This window comes from Actinocorallia lasiicapitis, from assembly GCF_054778695.1.
The window spans coordinates 1-5,797 of record NZ_BAAGZI010000372.1; the positions used below are offsets into that span (position 1 = coordinate 1).

At 71.5% G+C, this 5,797-nt stretch carries 5 protein-coding genes and 1 pseudogene; 2 read left to right on the plus strand and 4 right to left on the minus strand.

Annotated elements, in window-relative coordinates; all coding sequences use genetic code 11:
• Both ACYVE7_RS27885 and ACYVE7_RS27890 read left to right on the plus strand, forming a co-directional pair.
• Window positions 1-459: pseudogene (locus tag ACYVE7_RS27885) on the plus strand (hypothetical protein); the annotation flags it as partial.
• Between the two features lie 40 nt (window positions 460-499).
• A complete protein-coding gene (locus tag ACYVE7_RS27890; protein WP_460368707.1) occupies window positions 500-1,573 on the plus strand; it encodes a calcium:cation antiporter in 1,074 nt (357 codons plus the stop codon).
• Here the strand turns inward: ACYVE7_RS27890 and ACYVE7_RS27895 are convergent.
• From ACYVE7_RS27895 to ACYVE7_RS27910, 4 genes are all read right to left on the minus strand, one after another.
• Entirely contained in the window at window positions 1,563-2,348 is a 786-nt protein-coding gene (locus tag ACYVE7_RS27895) for a Ca2+-dependent phosphoinositide-specific phospholipase C (protein ID WP_460368708.1), read from the minus strand. The two genes, ACYVE7_RS27890 and ACYVE7_RS27895, sit on opposite strands and share 11 nt — an antisense overlap.
• Before the next feature lie 349 nt (window positions 2,349-2,697).
• Window positions 2,698-3,597: a phosphatase domain-containing protein gene (locus tag ACYVE7_RS27900; protein WP_460368710.1), complete on the minus strand. Its 900-nt coding sequence runs from the start codon at window positions 3,595-3,597 to the stop codon at window positions 2,698-2,700.
• On the minus strand, window positions 3,597-4,673 hold the full coding sequence (locus tag ACYVE7_RS27905; protein ID WP_460368711.1) for an RNA ligase: 1,077 nt from the start codon (window positions 4,671-4,673) through the stop codon (window positions 3,597-3,599). The genes ACYVE7_RS27900 and ACYVE7_RS27905 overlap by 1 nt, the downstream gene beginning before the upstream one ends.
• Window positions 4,674-4,711: 38 nt before the next feature.
• A complete protein-coding gene (locus ACYVE7_RS27910) occupies window positions 4,712-5,569 on the minus strand; it encodes an alpha/beta hydrolase (protein ID WP_460368713.1) in 858 nt (285 codons plus the stop codon).
• Window positions 5,570-5,797 lie beyond the last annotated feature (228 nt).

Here is a 5,797-nt window from a genome sequence, read left to right on the forward strand (position 1 = left end):
GAGCAGGTCACCATGGTCGCCATCGCGTCGGTGATGGGGCTGGCGGCGCTGCTGCTGCGGCCGGACCCGTCGGGGCTGCACCACGCGGCGGCCTCCGGGATCGCGTTCGGGGTCGCCTCGGCGTTCACCCAGACCGCGGCCGAGAACCTGGGATCGCCCGCGAGCCTCGCGTTCGTGCTGCCCGCCGCGCTCGTCGTGCCGCTGTCGGTGACCGGGCTGGTGCTCGCGCAGACCGCCTACTCCGGCGGGCTCGGCGCTCCGCTGGCCGTCCAGAACCTGGTGAACCCTGCGGCGGCGTCGGTGATCGGGCTGGCGCTGCTCGGCGAGCATTTCAAGGGCGGGGCGCTCGGTGTGCTGGCCGGGCTGGCCGCCGCGGCGTTCGCGGCACGCGGCGTCATCCTGCTGACCAGGAGGAAGAGCGCAGATGTCGCCTCTGTCCAGGTGTGCCTGCGGGCCTGACGGGTAGACACCGAAGATCATCTGTCGGGGGGCGGGATCCTTGCGCTGGACCACTATCGTGCCGTGCGTCGCCGCGGCGGCACTGGTATTCGCCTACGGCCGCTCGATGAGCGGGGTGCTCGTCGCCGTGGTAGCCATCGTGCTGGCGGCGGCCGTGCTCGCGGCCGTCCACCACGCCGAGGTGATCGCGCACCGGGTCGGTGAGCCGTTCGGCTCGCTGGTGCTGGCCGTCGCGGTGACCGTGATCGAGGTCGCGCTGATCGTCAGCGTGATGGCCTCCAGCGGCGAGAAGGGCGCGACCCTCGCCCGGGACACCGCGTTCTCCGCGATGATGATCTGCACCACCGGGATCGTCGGGATCTGCCTGCTGGTCACCGCGCTGCGGAACCGGACAGCGATCTTCAACGCGGAGGGCACCGGCGGGATGCTCGCCACGGTCGCCGCGCTGGTCACCCTGACCATGGTGCTGCCGACCCTCACCACCACGGCGCAGGGGCCGCGTTTCTCCTCCGCCCAGCTCACCTTCGCCGCGATCGCCTCGATCAGCCTGTACGCGCTGTTCGTGCTCACCCAGACAGTGCGGCACCGCGACTACTTCCTGCCCGTCACCGACGACGGCGGGATCATGGAGGACGACGACCACGCGCCCCCGCCCACCAGCAAGGCCGCCCTGACCAGCCTGGGGCTGCTGATGGTGTCGCTGGTGGCCGTCGTCGGGCTCGCCAAGGTCGAGTCACCGGTGATCGAGGACGCGGTCGAGAACGCCGGGCTGCCGCACGCCGTCGTCGGTGTGGTGATCGCGCTGCTGGTGCTGCTGCCCGAGACCCTGGCCGCCGTGCGCGCCGCGCGCCGCGACCGCACCCAGACCGCGCTCAACCTCGCCCTCGGCTCCGCGACGGCCAGCATCGGGCTGACCATCCCGGCGATCGCCGTCGCGTCGATCTGGGTGAAGGGCCCCCTGGAACTGGGGCTCGGCCCCACCCAGATCGCGCTGCTGGTGCTGACGATCGTGGTCTCGACCCTGACGATCGTGCCGGGACGCGCGACCGTCCTGCAGGGCGGCGTCCATCTCGCGATCTTCGCGGCCTATCTGTTCACGACGGTCAGCCCCTGACGGCCTGGCAGCCGTCCGGCGCGTTGACGGGGTTACAGCGGGCGTCGGCGAAGCCGGGCAGGGCCGTGAAGTAGCCGGTGCCGAACCGGGCGGCGAGCCCCGGCACCGGGTAGTCGGTGCTCACCCACTGGGCCCCGGAGGCCAGGGCCTTGTCGCGCATCGCGGTGCTGCCCGAACGGGCCTGCACGGTGTCGGCGTCGGCCCTGGTGCGGATCATGTAGCCCTTTCTGACGAGGGAGGCGATGTCGGCGTTCGGGTCGTTGAGCTGGACGAACGCGGCGTCCGGACGGCCGGGCGACGACGCGGTGAACATCAGCCGGTTCTCCAGCAGCGGGTTGCCCTCCAGATAGGCGGCGCGCTGGCCCTGGCCGTCCATGAGGAACATGACCTTGCCGCGGACCGCGTCGAGCAGCGGCCAGCCGTCCGTGAGCACCGACTCCTCCAGGGTCCTGCCCTGTGTGCGGAGATCGTCGGGGGCGAGGATGGCGTCGCGGGCGAAGACCGAGAGGATCTCCTGCTCCGCGCCGAGCAGCCGCTCCCTGGTCCAGGGGATCAGCGGGACCGGCGGGATCCCCTTGATCGGGATGTCGAGGGTGTCCTTGAACTCCAGCAGGATCGCGATCGGCACATGGCCGGGGTTCGCCTGCGACCACTCCTTCACGGCCTTCAGACAGGAGACGAAGGTCAGGCAGGTGGAGTGGTAGTCGAGACCGGCGATGTGCAGGACCTTGGCGCGCCACCGTGCTACCCGAACGGGCCTGGACCGTGTCGACATCGGTCCAGGCACCGAGCGGGCAGCTCCACGTGTTGACGCGCTCTCACTCCTCAAGGAGGGAGATCCTGGCCTGCGCCGCTCACGCGACACTTCCATGGCTTCCTGCTTCACGGCCGTGAGCCAGGACAAGTCCTGGTCTTACCTCAACTCCACAAGCGTTTAACGTCTCCACCCGCCCGGCGGCGACATGCCACGCCATATCCGTCGCGGCAGTTCGGAGCATCCGGAATCACCCTTCGCCCCTCACACCGTGACGTTAACACCACCAAGTCCGCTGCGCAGCAGAACTGGCCAAGCGAGAGGGCATCTGAACTCTCGCTTCCCGGAAAGGTCAAGGGTCCCCGAGCGCTCAGAAGTCGCCGTCGGCCACCTGGAGGACGGTCAGGCCCAGGGCGCGCCACGCCTCGACGACCTGATTCCGGTCGTCGAGGACGCAGACGACGGTGTAGACGTCGCGGACATGGGCGTCGAAGAGCTCGACCTTGACGATCGAGTCCTTGCGGGAGTCGCCGGTCGGACGCATGTGGAGGCCGTCGTAGGCGACGCCGACATGCAGGTCCAGCCAGGCGGCCGTCTCGGCCCGGCACTCCGCCGGACGGCCGGACAGGAAGACGATCCGGTGGCCCGCGGCGTGCAGGGCGCGGACGACCTCGATGACCGGGGTGTTCGGCCGGTCCTGGTGGACCCTGCTGCTGTCGTAGGGGCTGCGGCCCGAGATCAGCGCGGTGGTCCCGTCGATGTCGACCAGCACCGCCTTCGGCGTTCCCGGCTTGGCCTCGTAGGGCACGACCGGAGCGCCCGTGTCCTCGGGCAGCGGCAGCGGGTGTTTGCGGCCCGCCAGGAAACGCAGGTGCAGCTCACGGATCCGGTCCGCGCCGACCGGCCGGTCACGGGCCGCGTCGCGCTCGACGCAGACCTCCAGGGGCACGTCGGTGAAGTCGTGGACCTCGAACTGCGCGCCCGCCGCGTGGGCGAGGCGCGCCAGGTCGCGGGCCATCTTCTGGGGCAGGTTGGTGTCGTCGCTGACCACGTCGTAGCCGTCGCGGAGCAGCCGGGTGATCGCCGCGTCGCGTGCGGCGATCACCCGCTGCTCGGTGACGCCCTTGATGTGCTGCCCGTCGTCGAGCATGGTGCGCAGGTCGTCGCGGTTGACGCGGACGCGGCGGGCGCGGTCCTGCGCCGTCCACTCCTTCGCCCAGGTGGACTTGCCGCTCGCGGGCAGGCCCCGGGTGATGTGCAGGGTGGGCATCAGGCGGTGTCCTCGGAGACGTTGACGGGCCGGAGATCACCGGCGGGCTTCAGGTGCTGCCACATCTTGGCGGAGGCGTCCCTGTCGTCGAGGGCCAGGAACAGCCAGCCGCGCAGCGGGGACCGTCCCGCGACGGCGGCGTAGTCCTTGCGGCCCCAGCCGTCCGGGAGCCCCGCGACGATCTTCGCATGGGCGGCGGCGACCTCCGCCGCCAGCTCGGCCCGCGCGCGCTCCAGGCCGTCCGCGACCTTCCGCACCCAGTCGTGGAACTCGTCCGGCAGGCCCTCGCAGATCTCCCGGACGCTCTCGCCGCCGCCCAGCCGCTCCCAGACGACCCGCGCGTTGAGCCCGGTGACGACGCGGTGCAGGGCGAGGTAGTCGTCCTGCTTGAGCTTGACCATCAGACCGTCGGGGAACCGCACGATCAGGCCCTCGGCGCCGGGCCGGGGCACGGCCGCCAGGGCCTCGCCGAAGGTGGCGTGGGGGAAGGTCTCGGCAATGCGTCCCGGCCAGTCGAGTTCGCGGGCGTCGACGGGCGCGCCGGTCGCCAGATCGACCCCGCCGAGCAGGATCAGATCGTCCAGGACGCCGTAGTCGCAGACGATCCGGTTGGCCGGGAAGATGATCTCGAACAGGTAGGTGACGCCGTCCTCGACCTTGACGTTCGGCGCGTACCGCTCCCGCCAGACCCGCGTGGCGTGCACCGCCTGGTCGGAGGTGAACGAGCCCCGCGTGGCGACGGCGTGCCCGCCCGGCACGGGGTAGAGCACCCCGAGCGATCCGTCCAGTTTGTCCGAGACGACGACGGGAGCGTCCAGGTCGAGGGTGCCCGGCGCGTGCTCGGCGTAGTTGAAGAACTTGCCGTAGGGGCGGGCGATGATCCGGCCCTCGGCGTCCGCGATCAGGCCCCGGCAGGTGAGCGTGACCGCGTCCCAGACCCGCTCGTAGACGGCCTTCTCCGTGTAGTTGAAGATCGTGTACGGCAGGTCGGGGTGGGTCTGCGCGCGCACGTGGCCGCTCTCGATCGCCTGACGGAGGGCGGAGGGCTCGAACAGATCGCTGATCACCGGGAACATGCGGACATCTTCCACGGAAGACGCGATTCACCGCATTCCTATTTCGCGGCGGCGCCGAGGAAGGTGAGGGCTTCGGGGAGGACGCGCAGCCAGTAGCCGCCCGTGTGGAGGCCGGGGGCGAAGGCCGTGTGGTCGGCGTTGGGGACGTGGCGGGCGGCCTTGTAGAAAGGGTCGTCGCGGCCGCACCAGACGCCGATGTTCTCCGCGACACGGGTGGCGAGCCGCAGCGGCTCGTGCGCGGACCAGTCGGCCTCGCTGGCGTAGGCGCCGACCGACGAGGCGTCCTTCCAGGTCGGGAACAGGGCGGGGCTGATCGCGGCGACGCCCTTCAGCTCGCCGCCCCTGGCCCTGGCGTACTGCAGGACCCCGGAGCCGCCCATCGAGATGCCCAAGGCGAGCGACGGGGCGGCCAGGCCCTGCTGCTTCAGCCAGCGGGGCAGTTCCTCGGTCAGCATCCGCTGGGGGTCGTCGCCGGGGTGGCGTTCGTGCCAGTAGCTGTCGGTGCCGCCGTCGATGGCCACGACCGCGAACGGGGGGACCCCGACGGCCGTCGCCGCGGCCAGAAAGCGGGGCAGGCCGAGGCCGAGCCAGCTTCTGGCGTCACCGTCGCGGCCGTGCAGGGCCAGGCAGACGGCGCGGGCGCCGGGCGGGGTCATGGTGAGGACGGTGACCTCGGTGCCACGGGCACGGGACTTGACCTTGTACTCGCGGGTCGGGACGCCGGGGACGGCGGGGACGGTCCCGTCGGTGCCGGTCAGGCCGAGGGCGTCCCGGACCCTGGCCCTGCCGGGCAGGATGCCCCGGTCGATCGCCAGATAGCCGCCGCCGGCGAGCCCGAGGGCGCCCGCCGCGCCCGAAAGCCCGCCGAGCAGGATCGCCCGTCGTGCAACCGCCATATCGCCCCCACCTCGGCCCCCGAAAAGATCACCGCGAGAATACCTGCCGGACGCCGCGCGTTGCCCTTTTTGTCGTCAATGTGGGACCAGGAGCCCCGTGAGCCTCGCCACCTCGTACGCCAGCCGGCCCCTGCCGCCCCTGGCCGCGACCCCCGCCAGCCAGGGCACCGTCCCGCTGACGTGGTGGGCCGTCGCGTTGTCCGCGGCCGCCGCCACGAGGTCCGCGAG

Excerpts from the sequence above, each read along its gene's own strand:
- ACYVE7_RS27900 (WP_460368710.1), bottom strand. The coding sequence starts at position 3,597 with ATGCCCACCCTGCACATCACCCGGGGCCTGCCCGCGAGCGGCAAGTCC.
- ACYVE7_RS27905 (WP_460368711.1), bottom strand. The coding sequence starts at position 4,673 with ATGTTCCCGGTGATCAGCGATCTGTTCGAGCCCTCCGCCCTCCGTCAG.
- ACYVE7_RS27895 (WP_460368708.1), bottom strand. The coding sequence starts at position 2,348 with ATGTCGACACGGTCCAGGCCCGTTCGGGTAGCACGGTGGCGCGCCAAG.
- ACYVE7_RS27910 (WP_460368713.1), bottom strand. The coding sequence starts at position 5,569 with ATGGCGGTTGCACGACGGGCGATCCTGCTCGGCGGGCTTTCGGGCGCG.